Annotated in this window: 14 protein-coding genes; 2 read left to right on the top strand and 12 right to left on the bottom strand. The window is 73.0% G+C overall.

Going from position 1 to position 18691, the window contains the following annotated elements; translation table 11 throughout:
• Position 1 precedes the first annotated feature (1 nt).
• The gene (locus ACZ411_RS14115) at positions 2–247 is read left to right on the top strand and encodes a hypothetical protein (RefSeq protein ID WP_464171285.1); all 246 of its coding nucleotides are present in this window, start codon (positions 2–4) and stop codon (positions 245–247) included.
• 87 nt (positions 248–334) lie between these two features.
• Here the strand turns inward: ACZ411_RS14115 and ACZ411_RS14120 are convergent, their stop codons facing one another.
• The 6 genes from ACZ411_RS14120 to ACZ411_RS14145 all read right to left on the bottom strand — a co-directional run bounded on the left by ACZ411_RS14120 (position 335) and on the right by ACZ411_RS14145 (position 8412).
• Positions 335–2560, bottom strand: coding sequence for a polysaccharide pyruvyl transferase family protein (locus ACZ411_RS14120; RefSeq protein WP_464171286.1), 2226 nt, complete (start codon positions 2558–2560; stop codon positions 335–337).
• Complete coding sequence (locus tag ACZ411_RS14125) at positions 2557–3603, bottom strand: glycosyltransferase family 4 protein (RefSeq protein WP_258071823.1); 1047 nt, start codon at positions 3601–3603, stop codon at positions 2557–2559. Before ACZ411_RS14125 ends, ACZ411_RS14120 begins: the two co-directional genes overlap by 4 nt.
• Positions 3603–4733, bottom strand: coding sequence for a glycosyltransferase (locus tag ACZ411_RS14130; protein WP_104290372.1), 1131 nt, complete (start codon positions 4731–4733; stop codon positions 3603–3605). Before ACZ411_RS14130 ends, ACZ411_RS14125 begins: the two co-directional genes overlap by 1 nt.
• Positions 4733–6208, bottom strand: coding sequence for a sugar transferase (locus ACZ411_RS14135; RefSeq protein WP_104290371.1), 1476 nt, complete (start codon positions 6206–6208; stop codon positions 4733–4735). Before ACZ411_RS14135 ends, ACZ411_RS14130 begins: the two co-directional genes overlap by 1 nt.
• A gap of 87 nt (positions 6209–6295) precedes the next feature.
• On the bottom strand, positions 6296–6922 hold the full coding sequence (locus ACZ411_RS14140; RefSeq protein ID WP_464171339.1) for an arsenate reductase/protein-tyrosine-phosphatase family protein: 627 nt from the start codon (positions 6920–6922) through the stop codon (positions 6296–6298).
• 101 nt (positions 6923–7023) lie between these two features.
• A complete protein-coding gene (locus tag ACZ411_RS14145) occupies positions 7024–8412 on the bottom strand; it encodes a tyrosine-protein kinase domain-containing protein (RefSeq protein WP_464171287.1) in 1389 nt (462 codons plus the stop codon).
• Between the two features lie 348 nt (positions 8413–8760).
• Between ACZ411_RS14145 and ACZ411_RS14150 the strand changes: the two genes are divergently transcribed.
• The gene (locus tag ACZ411_RS14150; RefSeq protein ID WP_464171288.1) at positions 8761–10932 is read left to right on the top strand and encodes an acyltransferase family protein; all 2172 of its coding nucleotides are present in this window, start codon (positions 8761–8763) and stop codon (positions 10930–10932) included.
• Positions 10933–11482: 550 nt separating this feature from the next.
• Here the strand turns inward: ACZ411_RS14150 and ACZ411_RS14155 are convergent.
• The 6 genes from ACZ411_RS14155 to purQ all read right to left on the bottom strand — a co-directional run bounded on the left by ACZ411_RS14155 (position 11483) and on the right by purQ (position 18686).
• Positions 11483–12520 (bottom strand): acyltransferase family protein, encoded by a 1038-nt coding sequence (locus ACZ411_RS14155; RefSeq protein ID WP_094115162.1) that lies wholly within the window; start codon positions 12518–12520, stop codon positions 11483–11485.
• 91 nt (positions 12521–12611) lie between these two features.
• Entirely contained in the window at positions 12612–13325 is a 714-nt protein-coding gene (locus ACZ411_RS14160; protein ID WP_094115163.1) for an SGNH/GDSL hydrolase family protein, read from the bottom strand.
• Positions 13326–13526: 201 nt separating this feature from the next.
• Complete coding sequence (locus ACZ411_RS14165; RefSeq protein ID WP_464171289.1) at positions 13527–14579, bottom strand: endonuclease/exonuclease/phosphatase family protein; 1053 nt, start codon at positions 14577–14579, stop codon at positions 13527–13529.
• A gap of 251 nt (positions 14580–14830) precedes the next feature.
• The gene (locus tag ACZ411_RS14170; RefSeq protein WP_104290366.1) at positions 14831–15628 is read right to left on the bottom strand and encodes a dienelactone hydrolase family protein; all 798 of its coding nucleotides are present in this window, start codon (positions 15626–15628) and stop codon (positions 14831–14833) included.
• Positions 15625–17994 (bottom strand): phosphoribosylformylglycinamidine synthase subunit PurL, encoded by a 2370-nt coding sequence (gene purL / locus ACZ411_RS14175; RefSeq protein WP_104290365.1) that lies wholly within the window; start codon positions 17992–17994, stop codon positions 15625–15627. Before purL ends, ACZ411_RS14170 begins: the two co-directional genes overlap by 4 nt.
• Positions 17991–18686, bottom strand: a complete 696-nt coding sequence (gene purQ, locus ACZ411_RS14180) for a phosphoribosylformylglycinamidine synthase subunit PurQ (RefSeq protein ID WP_094115166.1) — start codon at positions 18684–18686, stop codon at positions 17991–17993. The genes purL and purQ overlap by 4 nt, the downstream gene beginning before the upstream one ends.
• Positions 18687–18691 lie beyond the last annotated feature (5 nt).

An 18691-nucleotide genomic window follows, 5' to 3' on the forward strand; every position in this document is an offset into this window, starting at 1 on the left:
GATGAGCGCCTCGATGAGCGCCGAGCTCGCCGCGAGCTGCAGCGTGGGGGAGAAGAAGCGCGTGTCGGCGATGGCGCCGGGGCTCGTCTCCATGCTGTTCGCGACCGTGAGCGGCCGGAGCACGAACAGGAGGAGGCCGGTCGCCGCGACGATGCCGCCGGGGGTCAGCGGGTCGCCGTTGGAGACGGTCTCCTTCACGAGCACGCCGACGAGCAGGATCGCGAGCACCGCGATCATGAACGGGTAGGACAGCTCGTTGCCGAGGAGCGCCACGCCGCCGAGGGCGGCGAGGACGGTGAGCGCCACGGCGGCCGCGAAGACCGCCGGGGTCGGCTCAGGCGGTACGTCGGACCCATGAAGTCATCTCCTCGAATGCCGCGTCCAGGCGGGCTGTGGCTGCGACGAGGGCCGTCGCCGTGGTGGATGCGGTGCCGGCGTCGGCCGACCCCGCGATGGCCGTGCGGACCGCCCGGTCGAGGTCGGGCTCCGTGCGCGTTGCGAACTCGGCCACGAACGCCCCGACCTTGGTGGCCCCGCCGACGGCGACCACGGGCGTCGACAGCATCGTACCCAGGTACATGGCGTGCATACGAGAGGCGACGACCACCTCGCGGTCGGCCATGAGCTCCGCAGCGCGGCGCCAGCCGTGGTCGCCGGGCTCCGTGGTGAGGCGGGCGCGCACCTCGGGGTGCAGCGCGCCCGCGTCGGAGTCGTCGCCCTGGTCCATCGAGACGAAGACGACCTCGCCGAACCGGGCCTCGAGGGCGGCGACGTGGTCGAGGGTCATCTGCGGGGAGTGCTTCGCGTTGAGCGCGACGACCGCGCCGCGGCGGCGGTCGGCGGGGGCGGCGAGCTCGGCCAGCTCGGGCGCGGCGAAGAGGCTGACGTCGGCGGCGACCTGCACGGGCGCCCTCGAGTAGCCGGCGGCTCGGCCCGCGGAGTCGGGGTCGCGGGTCCAGACGCGCGCGGCGTCGAGGCCGCCGCGGAGGGCGAGGCGCGCGCGGCGCCGGGAGACGGGGTCCGCGCCGACGCCGAACACCGCGAGCGGCGTCCGCGACGTGCGGGCGATGAGGCCGGTGACCGCCATGAGGCGCGGCAGTCCGGCGAAGGGCCGGTCCGGCTGGTCGTCGGCGAGGAGCGTGCCGCCGCCCACGACGACCGCGTCGACGCGGCGCACGAGGTCGGCCAGGGCGCGGACCCCGGAGACGCGGGCCCGCTCCTCGGTGGAGTCTCGGCGGGCGGCCTGCCCGAAGTCGGCGATCACGGTCTCGTGCCCGGCCCGGCGGAGGCGCTCCGAGAGCGCGTCGGTCAGGAAGGCGTCCCCGAGGTTCTGGGGGTGGCCGGACGCGAGCGTGCGGTCGGCGGAGACGATGAGGGTCCTCATGCGTCCTCCTTCCTGCGGTGGCGGATGAGGAGCGCGCCGATGGCGGCGCTCAGGACGAGCTCGCTGGCGAGCGTGACGCCGGCGAGGAGGGCGGGGCCGGCGGTGAGCGCGGCGACGAGCGTGAGGACCACGGCGACGACGCCCGTGACGATCGTGGCGGTGAGCCGCACCCCGGATGAGGCCCGAGCCCATCGCGTAGGCCATGAGCGCGTAGTTGCCGAACTTCGGGGCGACCGAGAGCAGGATCACGAGGAAGACCAGCTGGTCGAACGCGTCGCCGCCGAAGACCTGCTCGACGGGCTCGCGGAGGAGCGCGATGATCCCGGCGAGCACCAGGCCGCCGAGCGCGAACCGCCACCAGTAGGCGCGGGCCGGACGGGCGGCGGCGCGGATGCGGGGGATCAGCTGCTGCGAGAGCGTGGCCGGCACGACCTCGAGGGGCTGCACGACGCGGTAGGCGAGCGCGAGCGGCGTGACGGCGTCGACCCCGAGGATCGCCGTGCCGAGCACCAGCGGCGCCTGCGAGTAGAGGGCGCTCAGCGAGCCGGACAGGCCGAACTCGAGGATCTGGGGGAACACGCGCACCGGCTCGTCGCTCGTCGTCGCGAGGTCGCGTCGCACCGTGATCCAGGTGCCGGCGGTCACGACGAGGGACACCAGCGGGAAGGCGAGCAGCACGAGGATCTCGGGCAGGACCACCGCGACGACGAGCGGCACGGCCTTCAGCACGACGAGCGCGAGGTCGGGGAACGCGTAGGAGGCGTCGCGGCGGCCGACCAGCAGGGGCGCGCGGATGGTGCGGGTGAGCGAGTCGAGCACCTGGCTGACGCCGAGGGCGACGAGCACCAGCACGGCCTCGCCGGGGATCGTCGTGGCCGCGGCGACCGTGAGGACGACGGCGATGGCCGCGCCCAGCGAGCCGAGACCCGCGTGGAACGCGACCGCGCGCGCGTGCACGCCCCGGGTGAGGCGCGTGCGCGGCAGCGACAGGAGGAAGTTCGCCGCCCCCGAGTCCGTGATGATCGCGAACGAGCTCAGCAGCGCGAATCCCGTGACGAGCGCGTTGCCCGCGGACCCGTCCGACAGGCGCGTGAGGACCACGAGCAGCACCAGCTGGAGCACGCGCGTGAGCCCTGCCGCACCCGTGGGGAGCAGCAGCCCGAGACGACGGATCATCGCGTCCCGATGCTCTGGTAGGCGTCGTGGACGGTGCGGGCGCTCGTGCGCCAGTCGAAGCGGGACGTGACGGCGCGGCGGATGCGGTCCGCCTCCTCCTCGTCGAGCGGCGGCGCGGCGGCGAGCCGGGCGAGGGCCTCCGTGATCGCGGAGACGTCGCCGGGGGAGAAGTAGTCGGCGTCGGCGCCGCAGATCCAGTGGAAGACGGGGATGTCGGAGACCGCGAGCCGCGCGCCGGCGACCATCGCCTCCACGAGCGGCAGGCCGAAGCCCTCGGCGAGGCTCGGGAACACGACGCCGCGGGACGCCGCGTAGAGCACGGCGAGCTCGTCGTCGGTCACGTACCCGGCCAGCCTGATGTCGTCGGACTCCGCCATGTCGACGTCGCCGAAGACGGCGCTCTTCGCGCCGACGAGCACGAGGGGCGCCGCGGCCCGGGTCTCCTCGGGCAGGGCGAGGTAGGCCTCGGAGAGGCGCTTCAGGTTCTTGCGCGGGTCCATGCTGCCGACCGCGAGCAGGTACCCGCCGTCGGTCACGCCGAACTTGGCGAGCACGCGGGCGCGCTCGTCGGCGCCGCGCGGCTCCCCGAACACGGGGCTCGGCGCATTGGGTGCCACCACGACGGGCGCGCTGGAGAGGCCGAGCTCGCGCACCTGCTCCGCGACGGGCTCGCTGACCGTGACGATGACGCGGGCGTCGCGCAGGTTCGCCTTCAGCAGCGGCACGTGCGTCACGACGTACTCGCGGCTGTACCACTCGGGGTTCGTGAGCACGAAGAGGTCGTGCACGACCACGATATGGCGGCGGTGCACGAGCGGCGCGCGGCTCGTGAGCGACAGGAGGACGTCCTGGCGGGTGATCCAGGGGAGCGTCGTCTGCACCCAGAGCCAGCTGCGGGCCCCGGAGGACGCGATGCGCTCCGAGGGCGTGGCGCGCGTGACGCCCTTCTGGCCCTCGAGCGCGCGGGCGATCTCGACCGCGTAGCGCTGCTGCCCGGTGATCCGCTGCCCCGCGTAGGCCTCGTTGACGACGAGCCGGCGCATCAGGCGGCCGCCCCGTCGAGACGGGCGCCGTCGTGGCGGACCCAGCCGGCCACGCGGCGCTCGAAGACGGACGCGTCGAAGTCGGCCGAGCGGCGGACGCTCGCGGCCGGGTCGAGCGCGGCGGCGCGCGCCACGGCGTCGGCGAGGCCGGGGCCCTCCCAGTCGTGGACGTGCACGCCGGTGACGCCGTCGACGACGCTCTCGGTCGCGCCGCCGACGTCGCTGACCAGCACACGGGCGCCCGCGGCCATGGCCTCGACGGGCATGATCCCGAAGTCCTCGACCGCGGGGAACACGTAGGCGAGCGAGCGCTGGTACAGCGTGTAGAGGAGCGCGTCCGAGGGCCGCGGGATCACGGTGACGGGCACGCGCGCGGCGGCGGCCTGCGCCTGCAGCTCGCCGGCCAGCGGACCGGAGCCGGCGAGGACCACGGGCACGCCGGCCGCCTCGCCCGCGCGGATGGCGAGGTCGAGGCGCTTGTACGGCACGAAGCGGCTCGCGCCGAGCAGGAACCCGTCCGGCAGCGAGGCCGCGAGCTCGGCGTCGGACCCCGTCAGGGTGTCCTGCCAGGAGGAGGTGGCGCGGATCTCGGTGGCGTCGACCGGCGGGTGGATCACCTGCGCGTCCACGTCCCACGCGGTGCGGATGCGTGCCTGCACGAACGCGCTGTTGGCGGCGAACTCGGCGTGGGACGCCTGCGCGCGGCGCCGGTCGAGGGCGCGGAGCGGCGGGGCGGCGGCCTTGACGAGCGGGTTCGCGCCGCGCTGGTCGAGGTCCGGCGTCCACAGGTAGCGCGCGGGGCTGTGCACGTACACGTGCTGGCGGGTGGAGCGGTCGCCGTGGCCGAGGTGGTGCGCGAACAGGTGGGAGCTCGACAGCGTCCACTCGTAGGCGCCGAGGTCGAGCGAGCTCCAGGTGAGCGGCATGAAGGGCAGCGCCAGGGGCTTCCGGCGGCGCAGCGGCGTGCGCGCGATCCAGCTCTCCCGCACGGGCCGGTCGCCGTAGCGGCCGGGGTCGTCGTTCCAGAGGGTGAAGAGGTCGGCGTCGGGGAACGCGTGCGCGAAGGCGTCGAACACCTTCTCGGATCCGCCCGACCTCTCGATCCACTCCTGGACCAGCAGCCCCGCCATCAGACGGCTCCGTCCGCGCCGAAGACCGCCTTGAACGTGCGCGCCAGGATGATGATGTCGCCCGTGAGCGACCAGTTCTCCACGTAGTACAGGTCGAGGCGGATGGCGTCCTCCCACGACAGCGACGACCGGCCGGAGACCTGCCAGAGGCCGGACATGCCGGGCTTGATGAGGAGGCGTCGGCGCGCCGCGCTGTCGTAGAGCGCGACCTCGCCCTCGCGCTGCGGGCGCGGGCCGATGAGGCTCATCGAGCCGAGCAGCACGTTGAGGAACTGGGGGAGCTCGTCCAGGGAGTAGCGGCGGAGGACGCCGCCCACCTTCGTGATGCGGGGGTCGTCGGTGACCTTGAACAGCGGGGTGTCCGCCGTGCCCTGCTGCTCCAGCAGCGCGAACAGCTCCGCGTCGGCGTTCATGCGCATGGAGCGGAACTTGAGCATGTGGAACGGCTCGCCGTTCAGGCCGATGCGCTCCTGCTTGTAGAAGACGTCGCCCTTGCTGGTGGCCTTGATGAGGATCGCGAGGATCAGGAAGACGGGGCTCAGCACGACGAGCGTGATGCCCGACACGACGATGTCGAACAGCCGCTTGGAGAGCAGCTTCCGGCCCTCGAAGCGCGGCGTCTCCACGTGGATGAGCGGGAGGCCGGCGACGGGGCGCGTGTGGATGCGGGGGCCGCCGATGTCGGTGAGGCCGGGCGCCATGACGAGGTGGTGGCGGCCGGGCTCGAGCGACCAGCTGAGCTCGCGGATCCGCTCGGGGGGCAGCTCGTCGCTGGAGGTGATCACGAGGGTGTCGGCGCCGAGGCGCTCGAGCTCCAGGAGGGCGTCGTCGGCGTCGCCGACGACGGGCACGTCGAGCCCGGGGAGGCGCTGCGGCCGGGCGTCGCCCGTCAGGCACGCGCCCACCACGCGGTAGCCCGCCTTGGGTGCGCGGGCCAGGGTCGTGGCCGTGTGGGTGGTGCTCTCGAGGGAGCCGACCAGCAGGATCAGCGACGAGAACTCGCCGCGGCGGCGCTGCGCCGACAGCCACACGCGCCAGAGCGCGCGGGACAGCAGCAGGAGCACGAGGCCGAGCGGGAGGCCGGTGACGATGTAGCCGCGGGCCAGGTCGATCTTCACCAGGAACGCGACGATGGCGATGATGCCGAACAGCCGCAGCGTGGCGTCGGCCACCTGCTTGTACTCCTGCGTGCCCGTGCCGACGATCCGGTAGTCGCGGGTGCTGTAGACGCTGAGGACGAAGAGCCAGGCGAGGACCAGCACGACGGAGACCATCGTGTAGGTGACCGCCACGTCGGGCGCGTTGCCGCCGAGGTCGACGGTGCCGGCGGTCGTCCCGAACCACAGGAACTGCACGCCGAAGGTCGTGAGGATGATGACGATCGCGTCGCTCAGCGCCAGGCGCCGGGCGTAGACGACCCGCCAGCGCGACCCCTCCTGGGCCTCGTCCGTGCGTCGTGTCTCTTGCGTGTCCACTGGTCCCCGGGGCAGGCGGCTCCGATCGGGAGCCGGTGGTGTCTGATGGAGCGTCGTGCGCTCGCGTGTGCGGTGGCGGGCGGGCGGTCAGCCCCGTAGGCGGGGCGCGTCCGTGCGGGTCACGGCCCGCACCGACTCGAGGATCGACTCGATGGCGCCGCCGGCCTGCTCGCCCGAGGCGTCGTAGGTGGCCTGGGAGCGGCGGTACGGGTCGACCACGTCGTAGTCGTCCTCGTGCGCGGGCGGCAGGGTCACGCCCCGCTGCGCCGCGACGAGCGGGATGAGCGCCCGGAGCTGCGCCGGCACGTCGCCGTCGCAGGCGATGTGCTTCTCGTCCCCGGTCACCTCGACGAGGTGCTCGAAGAGCGCGGCGAACTCGCGGATGGTGAAGGTGAAGCGGTTGGCGCGGGGCACCGCGCGCACGACGGCGCTGCGGTGCTCGCGCGCCATGGTGAGCACCAGGTCGACGCCGTGGATGATGCCGGGCGTCAGGAAGCGCGCCTGGTGCTCGCTCGGGTCCCCGCCGTAGCGGACGGACAGCTCCGCCGCCTGCTCGGGCATGCGCTGGCCCTCGGCCGCGATCGTGCCGGCGCTGCTGAAGCGCACGACCGAGTCGGCCTCGGCGGCATGGCCGCCGAAGATGGCCCGGACGCGCGACCGCAGCACCTGCTCGGCGAGCGCGGATCGGCAGATGTTGCCCGAGCAGACGAACAGGACGCGGAACGAGCCGTCGTCGACGCTCTCGGAGGGTGCGTCGCCGAGGGCCGCGCGTGCGGCCCTGCGGCTCGTGGGGGGAGTTCCGACATGGAGGGGAGCTACGCCTTGATCTTCTCGATGGGCGCCTTGGTCTTCTGGCCGTCCTCGTCCTCCGTGTACCCGTACCCGTAGCCGTAGTGGCCGTAGCCGTACGCGTCCGGGCCCTTGGTGGGGAGCATGGTGATGACGAGGCCGAGCACGTCCGCGCCCACGTTCGTGAGGTTGGCGATGGCGCTCTTCAGCTGGGTGCGGTGCGTGCGGCCCGCGGCGACGACGATGATCGCGCCGCCGGCGTTCTTGGACAGGATCGCCGCGTCGGTGACGGGGAGCAGCGGCGGGGCGTCGATGAGCACCACGTCGTAGCGCGCCTCGAGGTCCTGCAGCAGGCGGGCCATGCCCTGCGAGCCGAGCAGCTCGGACGGGTTCGGCGGGATCTGGCCGGCGGGGAGGATCGAGAGCATGCCCGAGCCCCAGGGCTGGATGACGTCCTCGATCTCGGCGCGGCCGATGAGGATGTCGGTGAGGCCCACGGCGCCCTCGAGGCCCATGTAGGACGCGAGGCGCGGACGGCGGAGGTCGGCGTCGATGAGGACGACCTTGATGCCGGAGTCGGCCAGGGCCAGCGCGAGGTTCGAGCTGGTGGTCGACTTGCCCTCGCCCTGGATGGAGGAGGTGATGACGAAGCTGCGTGAGCGGCCGCCGAACTCCAGGAACTGGAGGTTCGTGCGGAGGCTGCGGAAGGACTCCGCCCGGGGGCTGCGCGGGTCGTCCTGGACGATGAGCGGACGCTCGGTCGCCTTCGGGTCGTACGCGATGCCGCCGAGGATGGGCTTGGTGGTGACGAGCTCGACGTCGCGCTCCCCGCGGATGCGGTTGTCGAGCGTCTCGCGGAGGAGGCTCACGCCCATGCCGACGAGGAGGCCGATGATGGCGCCCACGATGATGTTGACGGGCAGGTTCGGCGACGACGGCGAATCGGGGATCTCCGCCGACTCGAGCTGCGTGATCTGCACCTGCGGGGTGCCCTCGATGGTCTCGGGGACGAGGTTGCCGACGACGGTGGTGAGGCTCGCGCCGATGGCGTCCGCGAGCGTCGCGGCGTCCTGGCGGTTCTGGTCCTTGACGGTGATGTCGATGATCGTCGTGTCGAGCGGCGCGGAGGCGCGGACCGACTCGGCGAGCTCGCGCGACGTGACGTCGAGGCCGAACTCGTCGATGACGGGCTGGAGCACTGCGCGGGTCGTGGTGACGTCGGAGTAGCTCTTCACCGCCTGGGTGAGGAAGTTGTTGCCCTGCTGCAGGTCCGAGACCCCGCCGGAGCTGCTCTGCGCCACGAACATCTTCGTGGACGCCTCGTACTCGGGCGTCTGGAGGAGGGAGAAGGCCGCCGCGGCGCCGACCCCGACCAGGAGCGTCAGGATGATGAGCACCGCGCCCCTACGCAGCATCCGAATGAAGTCACGGAGCGCCATAACTTAGAACCCTTCCCCAAAAGCACACAGGCGCGGAGTGTCCGCATACGTGGGATATCCACAGCCTCGGCTGTCTATCATCACACAGCCCACGGGTGCCCACGGCAGCCCGGGACGCCCCCGTCCGGGGCATGGTAGGGCCTCTGGCGCCCTGTTAGGGTCGCTCCTACAGCAGTGCTGCACGGCGGTACACGAGTGAGTAGGGACGAGAGCCATGAGCTCGCAGACATTTCGCCGGGGTACTCCCGTGCTTCCCGACCCGTCGGAGCTCCGCTCCGCGCCGGACGACAAGACCCCCCGCCCGCGGGGGATTCGACCGCCACGGTGAACCGCGGGTTCCGCCCGGACGTCGAGGGCCTCCGCGCCCTCGCGGTCGTCGCGGTGATCGTCGACCACCTCTTCGACTGGCCCTCCGGGGGCTTCGTCGGCGTCGACGTCTTCTTCGTCATCAGCGGGTTCCTCATCACGGGCCTGCTGCTGAAGGAGTACGAGCGCACCAAGACGATCTCGTTCGTCGACTTCTACAAGCGCCGCGTCCGCCGCATCATGCCGGCCGCGCTGCTCGTGCTCGTGGTGACCTCGGCCCTCTCGTTCCTCGTCTTCAACGTGGTCCGGGCCCAGGCCAGCCTCTGGGACGCCGTCTGGTCGGCCCTGTTCGTCTCCAACTGGCACTTCGCCAGCGCCGGCACCGACTACTTCGCGTCCGACGGACCCATCTCGCCGTTCCGCCACTACTGGTCGCTGTCGGTCGAGGAGCAGTTCTACGTCGTCTGGCCCGTGCTGATCTTCCTGGTCATCACGTTCGCCCGCCGCCGCACGCCCAAGAACCGCGTCAAGCGCGCCCGCGTCTTCACCCAGACGATCGGCATCACGGTCGGCGTCCTCATCGTCGCGTCGCTGGCCTGGGGCTTCTACGAGACCTCGGCCCGCCCGACCGTCGCGTACTTCTCCACCTTCTCCCGCGCGTGGGAGCTCGGCATCGGTGCGCTCCTCGCGATCTTTGCCGCGCGGATCTCCACGCTGCCGGCCGCCCTCCGCCCGGTCCTCGGCTACGTGGGCCTCGCCGGCATCGTCGCGTCGTTCTTCCTCATCGCCGGCGACACCGCCTTCCCGGTGCCCTCGGGCCTGCTCCCGGTCGTCTCGACCGCGCTCGTCATCGCGTCGGGCATCGGCGGCGTGTCGAAGGCCATGGTGCCCATCACGAACCCGGTCACCACCTACATCGGGCGCCTGTCGTTCTCCCTCTACCTCTGGCACTTCCCGGCGATCATCCTGCTGGCGTCGCTGCTCGGCACCGGCACGCTCGAGTACTACGGCGCCGCCATCGGCGCGACGCTCGTGCTCGCCATCGCGTCCTTCCACCTGGTCGAGGACCCGATCCGCCGCTCCAGCTGGCTCGACCCGAGGAAGGCCGGTCGCCGGTCCTCCGCCGCGCAGCTCAAGATGACCGTCGCGGCGCTGTCCGTGGTGGCGGTCGCCGTGGTCGGCGTCGTCGCCGTGGCCGTCGTTCGCGACGAGCCCACCGGCGGCAGCGTCATCAGCGGCGGCGGCCTCTCCGGTTCCGGTGGGACCGCGACCCCGCCCCCCGCGACCGGGAACGCGCTCGAGGTGCGCGGCGAGCAGATCTCCGCCGCCCTCGCCGCGGACGAGTGGCCGGCGCTCGATCCCGCCGTGGAGTCGTTCGGCGACTTCGGCCGCGACGTCATCGCGCCCGAGTGGGCGAAGGACGGCTGCCTCGGCGCCGACCTCGCCAAGGAGAAGGACGCGATCGCGAACGCGGACCACTGCGTCTACGGCAACGCCGAGGCGGGCCCCGAGAAGACCGCGGTCATCTTCGGCGACTCGCTCGCGATCAGCTACGCGCCCATGCTCCGCTCCAGCCTCGGCGACGACTGGAAGGTGCGGGTGCTCACCATGGCCCGCTGCCCCGCGTCGACCGTCACGAGCACGGACACCGACGGATCCGAGTACACGGAGTGCACGGACTTCCGCACCTGGGCCCTCGGCGAGATGGAGGCGACCAAGCCCGCGCTCATCCTCATGAGCGAGGCCGTCGACAACTCCTACCTGTCGAGCAAGGCCACGGGCGGCGCCGCCGACCGCGAGTGGCAGGCCGGCGCGCTCACCACGATGGGGGCCCTCAAGACGGCCTCCTCCAACGTGATCGTCCTGTCCCGTCCGCCGGCAGCCACGGCCCTCGTGGAGTGCAAGACGCCGACGAGCTCGCCGAACGACTGCCAGTCGACGGTCTCCCCCTCCTTCATCAGCCACGCCCGCACCATGCAGGCGGCGGCGGAGGAGGTCGGTGCGCCGGTCCAGTTCATCAACACCCAGGGCTGGTTCTGCAGCCAGGGCACCTGCCCCGCGTTCGTCAACGGGATCCCCGTGCGCGGCGACACGTCGCACCTCACGGCCCGCCAGTCGCAGGACCTGGCGCCGATCATGTCGGACATCCTCGCGCCGCTCGGCCTCGGGGCCGCACCGGCCGCCGGCTGATCCGCCGCCGCCGCCTCACCGCACGCCACGACGGGCGCTCCTCCTCACGGAGGGGCGCCCGTCGTTGTGCGCCCGGTGCCCGGTGCCCACGGTGCGCCCGGTGCGCGGGGTCCGCCCGGTGCGCGGGGTCCGCCCGCGGCGCACGGTCGCTGCGCGTCCGCGCCCGCGGGCAGGGTCGGTTCCCGGACACCCGAGATCCCGGAGCGCCCGCCCACGGCGCCCTCGGAGCGGTGCTCGCATGCCGGTGTCCGGGCGCGGCGGCTCCGCCATGCGCCGGTACGCGGGCTCGTGGGCGCCCGCCCGGCGCGGCATCCGCGCCGATGGTCGAGAGGGAACGGGCACGCGTCAGCCGCCGCTCCGTGCGGCGTCGTCCCGGAGACGCGGAGCCGCCCGGAGACCCGTAGCCGTCCCGGAGACCCGGGGCCGGGACGCTGCCGAGGGATGCGCGGTGTCCGGATCCGACGGGCCCTCCCGCCGCGACGCTGCGGCGGGATGCGCGGCGTCCGAATCCGGCGGGCCCTCCCGCCGCGACGCGTCGGGGGTGTCCGGGTCAGGCGCGCGGGGCCTTCGCGCCCGCGGAGCGGCTCGTGAGGCGCCGCGCGACGCCGATGAACGGCACCTCCACGAAGCGGTGCACGAGCCAGGAGACGACGAGCGTGAGGGCGATGGCGGCGATCACGCGCACGATCCCCTCGGGCACCTCGACGGCGCGCATGACGCGGTAGGCGAGCGGGTGCAGCAGGTAGGCGGCGTAGGAGACCGCACCGAGCCAGATCAGCACGCGCGAGTGCGCGGCCTGCCGCGACGCGTAGAACGCGAAGAACAGGCCGAGCCCGAGGAGGAAGGACACGGAGTAGTCGAAGGGCGGCCACGTGGCGTCCTGCCCGCCGTTGAGGTACGTGAAGAGCGGCACGCCCACGACGCCGGCGACGAGGAGGCCCTTCCAGGCGCCGGAGCCGTCCCGGTCGCGCAGGTGGATCGCGTGGCCGAGGCTGGCCGTGTAGAGCAGCAGCGGCAGGGTCCACGGGAGCTCCCGCTCGAGCACCCGCCCGGCGATCGCCGCCGCGACGAACCCGGCGAGCCAGACGTAGCCCATGACGACGCTCCGGTCGAGGCGGCCGATGAGCTTCGCCACGAGGGACTGGCCGTAGAAGATCAGCTCGATGCCGAGGGTCCAGGCGGTCGGCACGATCGTGTAGATGCCGACGGCGCCCTGCACCATGAGGACGTTGGCCATGATCGTCAGCGGCCCGCCGAGCTCGCCGTCGCCGGTGGTCGCCACCCAGAGCATCATGAGCCCCAGCACCAGCCAGTAGAGAGGGAACAGCCGGTACACGCGGCGCACGAGGAACGTGCGGGTGTCCTGGCGCTGCAGGCTCAGCGGGATGACGTACCCGCTCACGAGGAAGAAGGCGACGACGCCCACGCGACCGGCGTCGACCCACTGGCGGCTGAAGTCCTCGAAGGCGGGGTACTCGGCGGCGATGAGGTGCTGGAGCACCACGATGAACGACGCGACGCCGCGGACCGCCTCGAGGAACTCGATCTTGCGACCGGTCTCGCTCTTCACTGTCACGGTGCTGGTCACGCGGCGCTCTCCTCTGGTGCGGGCGCCACGTCCCGCGGCACCGCTTCGACCCTAACCGCCGGGTCGCCGGCGGCAGGACGGGGGGATGCCCCTACTTCTGGGCGGACTCGTCGAGGACCTCGGTGCGCACGAACCTGCGCACCTCCGCGCCCATCAGCTTGTAGCCCGTCATGTTGGTGTGGATGCCGTCGCGGAAGAACTCGGTCCGCCACTTGTCGTCCTTGTTCGTGAGGTTCACCCACGGGTCGAAGTAGTGGAAGCCCTGGGCGTCCGCGAACTCCTCGAGGTGGGCGTTCACCTGCGGCGGCGTCTCGGGGGAGGCGTTCTGCGGCGGGATGCCGAGGATCACCGTCTCCTTCGGCGCGAGCTTCCCCACGGTCTCCAGGATGTCGGTGTCGAGCTGCGTGTCCGGGATGCCGGCGAGGCGGTTGTTGGTGCCGATCATGATGAGCGCCACGTCCACGTCCTCGACGGTGGGCGTGTTGGCGGCCATGAACGTGCTCGTGGCGCCGTCGTTGCCCCAGCCGCCGGCGAAGGTCAGCGGGTCGCCCACGACGTAGTCGACGTAGGCCATGCCCTGGTCGATGCCCTGGGGCAGGGTGCCGACGAAGCCGTTGGTGTTCGAGTCGCCCATGACGACGATGCGCACCATGTCCTCGGGTGCGGTGGTCGCCGAGGCGCTCGGTGCCGGTTCGGCCTCCGTCGCGGTGGGCGTGGGCTGCGGGTTCCCGCTGGTGCACCCGGCGAGCAGGAGGACGGCGGCGAGGGCGCTGACGGCGCCCCGGGCCATGCGACGTGCGGGCATAGGTGTTCATCCGATCGGTGGAGGGATCCGCGGCAGCGGCGAGCCGGTGACCCCGTCAGCCGCTGCGATCACGGGGCCTCTCGCAACCCATTGTGCCATGCGGCGTTCGGCGGGCCCGCGGGTGCCGGGCGCGGCGCGATCCCGGGGAGGTGGCTGCGCGCGCCCTGTGCGCCGGTCCCCGCGGCGTGCGGAGGACCGGGATCAGGCGGTGCGCGCGAGCCGGACGAGCGCCTGCACGGCGGCATGGTCCGAGGGCGAGCGGCCCTCGAACGTGTACGGGTTGATGGCCGAGTCGACCACCTCCACGCCCGTGCCCGCGAGGATCCAGTCGATGCGCTCGCCCTCCGGCACGGGGTCGCCGTACGCGGTGAAGGTGCCGATGCCGGGCGTCGCGTGGTGCGCCGCCGTCGTCCACGTGTCCGCCAGCCCCGCGTCGCGCGTGAGGATGTCGTACGCCGCCGACTCCTCGGCCGGCGCGTTGAAGTCGCCCGTGACGACGACGGGAGCGCCGGACGCGACCTCCTGCAGCCGCTCGGTGATGAGGTCGGCGCTCTTCACGCGCGCCAGCTCCGACTCGTGGTCGAGGTGCGTGTTGAGGTGCACGAACTCCGCGCCGCTGCGGCGGTCGCGGAACCGCGCCCACGTGGCGATGCGGGTGGTGGTGCAGCCCCAGGAGCGCGAGCCGATGAGCTCGGGCAGGTCGGAGAGCCAGAACTGGTCCCACGCGACCACGTCGAGGCGGCGCTCGTCGTAGAAGATCGCGCTGTACTCCCCGCCCGAGCCGCCGTCGCGGCCGTAGCCGAGCATGCGGTGGTGGGGGAGGGCGCGGGCGATGGCGGGGAGCTGACGGGAGAGGGCCTCCTGCACGCCGAGGACGGTGGGCTGCTCGAGCTCCAGGAAGCGGGCGAGGACCGGCTCGCGGTCGCCCCAGTGGTCGGGGTCGCCCGGCTCGGTGCCGGCGCGGGCGAGGCGGATGTTGCAGGTCATGACGTGGACGAGGTCGCCCTCGGCCGAGCCGATGGTCGCCTGCTGGGGCGGGGCGGGAGCAGCGGGTGCCGCTGCCGCCGGTCGAGACGGAGGGGGGTCGGCCTCCGCGGTCCCGTCCGGGCCGTCCGTCGTGGTCGTCGTCTCGTCGGCACGCGGGCGCTCGAGGAGCGCCGTGCCGGAGCCGCGGGTGGGGCGCCCGACGCCCGGATCGGAGGATCCGGCACCGTCGAACAGGTCGCGTCGGCTGAATCCGCCGCTGGCCATCATGGAGATCTCCTCGGGTCGCACGTGTCTCGCATGATCAGCCTGCGCCCGGCGGGACGATCGGGTACCCAACGGGACGTGGCGGATGCGTGAACTGCACGCACAGGTCTACGCGAGGGGTGCGGGGATGGCAACCCGGTGGCGGCGTGTCGGCCTGGAGCGGAGGGATCCGCCAGCCGGCGCAGGGGCGGCGGACAGACGCGCGCGCCGCCGGCGGTGGCCGACGGCGCGCGGATCGACGCGGGCGGAGGGCGTCAGCCCAGGTGCTCCGCGAGGAAGTCCGTGAGCGCGCGCCACGAGCGGCGCTCGGCGCGGTCCTGGTACTGCGCGCCGTGGTCGGGCGAGTCGACGCCCGGCACCGAGAACGCGTGCATCGCCCCGCTGTACGCGACGACCTGCCAGTCGACCGCGGGACGCGTGCGCATCTCCGCCTGGAAGGCGGCGACCCGGTCGTCCGGGACCAGGGGGTCGTCCGCGCCGGTGAGGACCAGCAGCGCCGCCTCGATGCCGGCGACGTCGGCCGGCTCGTGCACGACGAGGCTCCCGTGCAGGGAGACGGCCGCCTTCACCGGCGCGCCCGCGCGGGCGACCTCGAGGGCGGCGCTCCCGCCGAAGCAGTACCCCATGACGGCGATGCGCGCGGGGTCGACGTCGGGCTCGGCGGCCACGCGGTCGATCGCCGCGCGCACCCGGGCGCGCATGAGCGGCAGGTCGGCGTAGTAGGCGCCCGCGACCTCGGCGGCGTCGGCCGGGCCGGGGCGCACGTCGCGGCCGTACACGTCGGCCGCGAAGGCGACGTAGCCGAGGCGCGCCAGCATCTGGATCCGCGCGGCGACGTGCCCGCCGACCCCGAACCAGTCGTGGACGACGACCACGGCCGGGCGGCGTCCGCGGGCCGACGCGTCGCGCGCGAGCAGCCCCTCCAGCTCGGTGCCCGCGTGGTCGTAGAGCACGGGCCCCATCTGGATGTCCGCGCCCGCGGGCAGCGGCACGCGCTCCGTGAGCTCGGCGAGGGACGGCGACCACACGGGGGTCGAGGCGGCATCGGTCATGCGCGGGCCTCCACGACCGTGCCGAAGCGCGCGGGGAGCGTGGCGCGGTGGACGCCGCGCAGCTCGTCCACGGAGAGGGTGAACAGGCCCTGCAGCTCCAGCCCGGGCGCCTGGGCGTCCGTGACGCCGATGCGCAGCACCGGGTAGCCGCGTCCCTCGCAGAGGCCCTGGAACTTCACGTCGTCCTCGCGGGGCACCGTGACGAGCATGCGGCCGGTGGACTCGGAGAAGAGCGCGGTGGCCGCGTCGACGCCGTCGCGCTGGACGATGCCGTCGAGCCAGACGCGCGCGCCCACGCCGAAGCGCATCACGGACTCCGCGAGCGCCTGGCCGAGGCCGCCGTCCGAGAGGTCGTGCGCGCTGGCGATGAGCGACTGCGTGCCGCCCGCCGCGATGAGCGAGGCGAGGTCGCGCTCCGCGGCGAGGTCGACCACGGGCGGGACCCCGCCGAGGTGGTCGTGCACGGTGCCCGCCCACGCGGAGCCGTCGAGCTCCTCGCGCGTGACGCCGAGCAGGTAGATGTTGTCGCCCTCGTCCTGCCAGCCGGACGGGATGCGGCGCGCGACGTCGTCGATCACGCCGAGGACCCCCACGACGGGCGTCGGGTGGATGGCCTGCGTGCCCGTCTGGTTGTAAAGGGACACGTTGCCGCCGGTCACGGGGATCTCGAGCTCGAGGCACCCGTCGGCCAGGCCCTCGACCGTGCGGCTGAACTGCCACATGACCTCGGGGTCCTCGGGGCTGCCGAAGTTGAGGCAGTCGCTGACGGCCACGGGCGTCGCGCCCGAGGCGGCGACGTTGCGGTACGCCTCCGCGAGCGCCAGCTGCGCGCCGCGGTACGGGTCGAGCTGGCAGAAGCGGCCGTTGGCGTCGGTGGCGACCGAGAAGCCGAGCCCGCTCTCCTCGTCGATGCGGACCATGCCCGCGTCGTCCGGGAACGACAGGGCGGTGTTGCCCATGACGTAGCGGTCGTACTGGTCGGTGATCCACGACGCGTCGGCCAGGTTGGGGCTGCCGAGGAGCTGCAGGAACTGGTCGCGGATGTCGTCGGGCGCGGTGGGGCGCGCGAGTCGCGACGCGGAGTCGGCCTGCAGGGCGTCGATCCACGCGGGGTAGGCCACGGGCCGGTCGTACACGGGACCGTCGACCGCGACGGTGCGCGGCTCGACGTCGACGATGCGCTCGCCGTGGTGGTCGATGACGAGGCGGCCGGTGTCGGTGACCTCGCCGAGCACGCTCGTCTCGACGTCCCACTTCGCGACGACCGCGAGGAAGCCCTCGAGCTTCTCGGGGCTGACGACCGCCATCATGCGCTCCTGGCTCTCCGACATGAGGATCTCCTCCGCCGTGAGCGACGGGTCGCGCAGCAGCACCTCCTCGAGCCGGATGTGCATGCCGCCGTCGCCGTTGGAGGCGAGCTCGCTCGTGGCGCACGAGATGCCGGCGGCTCCCAGGTCCTGGATGCCCTCGACGAGGTCCTCCCGGAAGAGCTCGAGGCAGCACTCGATGAGCACCTTCTCGGCGAAGGGGTCGCCCACCTGCACCGCGGGGCGCTTGGTCGGCCCGCCGTCGGCGAAGGTGTCGCTCGCGAGGATGGAGGCGCCGCCGATGCCGTCGCCGCCCGTGCGGGCGCCGAAGAGCACCACCTTGTTGCCGACGCCGCGGGCGTTGGCGAGGTGGAGGTCCTCGTGGCGGAGGACGCCCACGGCGAGCGCGTTCACGAGGGGGTTTCCCTGGTACACGCGGTCGAAGTAGGTCTCGCCGCCGATGTTCGGCAGCCCCAGGCAGTTGCCGTAGAAGCTGATCCCGGAGACGACGCCGTGCACGACGCGCGCGGTGTCCGGGTCGTCGATGTCGCCGAAGCGGAGCGCGTCCATGACGGCGACGGGCCGGGCGCCCATCGAGATGATGTCGCGCACGATGCCGCCGACGCCGGTCGCCGCGCCCTGGAACGGCTCGATGTAGGAGGGGTGGTTGTGGCTCTCGATCTTGAAGGTGACGGCCCAGCCCTCGCCCACGTCGACGACGCCGGCGTTCTCGCCCATGCCGACCATGAGGTCCTTCCTCATGGACTCGGACACCTTCTGCCCGAACTGGCGCAGGTACTTCTTGGAGGACTTGTAGGAGCAGTGCTCGCTCCACATGACCGAGTACATGGCGAGCTCGCCGCTGGTGGGGCGGCGGCCGAGGATCTCCCGGATGCGCAGGTACTCGCCCTCCGTGAGCCCGAGCGCCGCGTACGGCTGCTCCTTCTCCGGGGTGCGCTCGGCCATCTCGACGGTGTCGGCGACGTGGCGGCGAGCGCTCCGTGCGTCCGCTCCCGCGGGGTCGGTGGGGACGGATGCGGGATCGGCGTGGACGCTCACTGCGCGAGGACTCCTTCGAGGACGGACGTGAAGAGGCGGAGGCCGTCGACACCGGAGCGCATGGCGGCCGGGGTGTCCGGTCCGAAGCCCTCCTCGACGGCGTGCTCGGGGTGGGGCATGAGGCCGACGACGTTGCCGCGGGCGTTGGTGATCCCGGCGATGTCGCGCAGGGACCCGTTCGGGTTGCCGCCGAGGTAGCGGAAGGCCACGCGGCCCTCGCCCTCGAGGCGGTCGAGCGTGTCGGCGTCGGCGATGAAGCCGCCCTCGCCGTTCTTCAGCGGGATGGTGATCTCCTCGCCGTCCGTGAACGCGCTCGTCCACGCGGTGGCCGTGGCCTCGACGCGGAGGCGCTGGTCGCGGCAGACGAAGGACCCTGCCTCGTTGCGGATCAGCCCGCCGGGCAGCAGGTGCGCCTCGGTGAGCATCTGGAAGCCGTTGCAGATGCCGAGCACGGGGACGCCGCGCTCGGCCGCGTCCACCACCTCGCGCATGATCGGCGCGAACGCGGCGATGGCGCCGGCGCGCATGTAGTCGCCGTAGCTGAAGCCGCCGGGGAGCACGACCGCGTCGACGCCCTGGAGATCGTGGTCGCCGTGCCACAGCGCGACGGGGGTGGCGCCCGCGAGACGGACGGCGCGCTGGGCGTCGCGGTCGTCGAGGGATCCCGGGAAGGTGATGACCCCGACGCGCATCAGCG

It is taken from the genome of Clavibacter sp. AC415 (genome assembly GCF_979252985.1).

Coding starts and splice junctions, on each gene's coding strand:
- ACZ411_RS14115 (WP_464171285.1), top strand. CDS start 2: ATGAGCGCCTCGATGAGCGCCGAGCTCGCCGCGAGCTGCAGCGTGGGG.
- ACZ411_RS14170 (WP_104290366.1), bottom strand. CDS start 15,628: ATGACCGATGCCGCCTCGACCCCCGTGTGGTCGCCGTCCCTCGCCGAG.
- ACZ411_RS14165 (WP_464171289.1), bottom strand. CDS start 14,579: ATGATGGCCAGCGGCGGATTCAGCCGACGCGACCTGTTCGACGGTGCC.
- ACZ411_RS14160 (WP_094115163.1), bottom strand. CDS start 13,325: ATGCCCGCACGTCGCATGGCCCGGGGCGCCGTCAGCGCCCTCGCCGCC.
- purQ (WP_094115166.1), bottom strand. CDS start 18,686: ATGCGCGTCGGGGTCATCACCTTCCCGGGATCCCTCGACGACCGCGAC.
- ACZ411_RS14145 (WP_464171287.1), bottom strand. CDS start 8,412: ATGCTGCGTAGGGGCGCGGTGCTCATCATCCTGACGCTCCTGGTCGGG.
- ACZ411_RS14130 (WP_104290372.1), bottom strand. CDS start 4,733: ATGGCGGGGCTGCTGGTCCAGGAGTGGATCGAGAGGTCGGGCGGATCC.
- ACZ411_RS14125 (WP_258071823.1), bottom strand. CDS start 3,603: ATGCGCCGGCTCGTCGTCAACGAGGCCTACGCGGGGCAGCGGATCACC.
- ACZ411_RS14120 (WP_464171286.1), bottom strand. CDS start 2,560: ATGATCCGTCGTCTCGGGCTGCTGCTCCCCACGGGTGCGGCAGGGCTC.